This window comes from Vibrio genomosp. F10 str. 9ZD137 (assembly GCF_049974785.1).
Taxonomy (GTDB): domain Bacteria; phylum Pseudomonadota; class Gammaproteobacteria; order Enterobacterales; family Vibrionaceae; genus Vibrio.
Window position 1 is genome coordinate 1 of the sequence record NZ_JBNGCJ010000070.1, and the last position, 2,288, is coordinate 2,288.

The window sequence follows — 2,288 nt, forward strand, 5'->3', positions numbered from 1 at the left end:
CCTATAAGTGTATCGGTCAGTCGCGGTAAAAGGACAGCATACCCTTCGCCCAATTGATTAAAACAAAACAGCACCAGCAGAGTGATGAACCCTGTCGCAAAGCTGTAGTTGTTGATGCGAAACGCAAAGAACATCACACCCGATATAATAATCAGTACCAATTGGCTCGCTTGAGAGGGGAATAGTGCTAATAAGGGCGCTCCAATTAACAGACCTGCAATCGTACCAACAACGCGAGAGGTCAATTTTTGTTTGGTGGCGCTGTAGTTGGGCTGGCACACAAACAAAGTGGTCAGTAAGATCCAGTACCCTCGATCAAGATCAAAGGCTTGCAGTATCGCGTAACCCACCGTTAACGCGAGCGAGAGCCTAACCGCATGCTTGAATAAGAGAGAGTCAGTACTAAAGTTGCTTTTTATTCGCAGCCACATACTTTTCAACGTATGGGCGTCCGTATCAAAAAGGCTGTCTTCTTCAAGTTGGTTCACATCTGGAGAACTCACATGGTTCAGCTGCTTTTCAACGGTAGCCAGGTTATTAAATAGATAACCAAGCTGGGCAAGGGATACGCGAGACTTCCCTTTTTCGTCTTGCTCAAGATAAGTCAGGGACTCTTTCAGTTCGTCTAACGCAATGATCGATTCACTCGAATGTTGATAAGGTGTCCCTAAGCGGATCGATTGAGCGATGTCTCGACATGCATTCGCTTGAGCTTGAAGCACATGTTTGAAACGAAACATAACATCTGAACGTTGGAAATCTTGCGCTAATTCTTGGTAACGATAGTGACTAGAGCTGGCGCGTTCATGAATATCTTGCGCCAAAAAGTAGATACTAAAGAAGCGGCTATTTCGATTGTCCATTCTTCCACGTTTTGAGCGTGTTAATAGTGTTGATTTACTGTGATTGAGCGCGGTTACCGTGGTTGCGTTGAGTTTTGCTTCCGCAATACGATGCGGTTGAGGAATCAAGTTTGAGACGGGGTGAAATAGATTACTCTTAGATTCAAGGTAGTTGGCTAGCTGTAAGAAAACGTTGGCTAAACTTTGCTGAACGGGCTGCATCGGCCAGAAAGAGTGCCAAACCATAGACATGAAAAAATACCAAGCCGCGCCAGTTAATAGCAATAAGGGCTGAAACCAGATATTGGTACTGGTGTGTGCGCCTAGCATCGCATAAATTGCGATAAGCAGGGAACCAAAGGCAATACTTGCGTATCTAGGGCCAATGGCTCCAAGCATAATGAAGCCAAAAGTAGAGAAGGTTAGGCCTACTGCAAACAGTATTGGGTTTTGAAATAACACCTCAATTGAAATCGCCGCAAAGGCAAAACAACACAGGGTTAACATTGAGAATTTAAGTCGGCCTGTGAATGAGCTGTCGTTTTCCGAAATAGCGGCTGCGATAATACCAAGAATCAGAGGGATAATAAGAGAATTGAGTTGGTAATACCAAGTGGGAATAACAACACCGAGTAAGGTCACCAAAATGAGCAGGCTATAGTTGATGGTTTTATTTGCCCAATAAAGGCGAATCTGATTGGTCAATGACACGAGCACAAGCTTTAAAGTGTAAAACAGCAGTGTAGCAGATTTTTATAAAAAGGCGCTAACCTTATGAGGTAAATAGAAAAACAATAAAGCGTTTGGAATGAAATCAAACCAATGGGATGGGTAAAACGTCAAATTTTGACATTAATTTATCACTTAGACAGACGGCTGTAATATACTCATTCTACAGCAATTTTGGACCACTTTTTAATGCAATTAGCCGCCAGTAGAACCGCCCAGTATTTGATTCAAACCGAATACCATCAGGTCGAACTTCAATCAACTCTGTTGATCCTCTCCTCTCAGTTAGAAGAAGAGCACATTCCATTCCATGTGTGGAATGGCGAAGTCACCTTAAAGCGCGGTTTGTTATGGGGAAGTATTCAGTTTTTTGCGCATGAAGAGTCCGGTGAGCGACACTCTTGGTTGGTACAAGGTTTACCGTGGGAAGAATGCAGAGAATTTGTACGTCATGCTATAGCAAGTTATCAAAGGTGGCATCACGATCAATGCGAGCAACTGAATCAAATTTTGCCAAATTGGGAAAAGGAATTGAAAAGGCTAACCCATCTTCCTTCTTTCTTGTCCCATTCCCAAGTCGCCGCTTGGTCTGAAAACGTATTTAAGGGTTTTTCAGATATAGATATGACACTGGAAGAAGCCACACAACGAATGCCTAATCGAATGAAGGCTCTAGAACCTTGGTTGTTAGAGCCAGAATCGACGTTGCTGTCGCGC

General features: G+C 43.4%; 1 protein-coding gene and 1 pseudogene. One reads left to right on the plus strand and one right to left on the minus strand.

What is annotated here, in order from left to right; translation table 11 throughout:
* Nucleotides 1–1,553 (minus strand): YccS family putative transporter (gene yccS, locus ACP45E_RS00930; RefSeq protein WP_069584595.1); only part of this gene is annotated, 1,553 nt, incomplete at its 3' end.
* A 207-nt stretch (nt 1,554–1,760) separates the two neighbouring features.
* Here yccS and ACP45E_RS00935 point away from each other — a divergent pair.
* Nucleotides 1,761–2,288: pseudogene (locus ACP45E_RS00935) on the plus strand (DNA helicase IV); the annotation flags it as partial.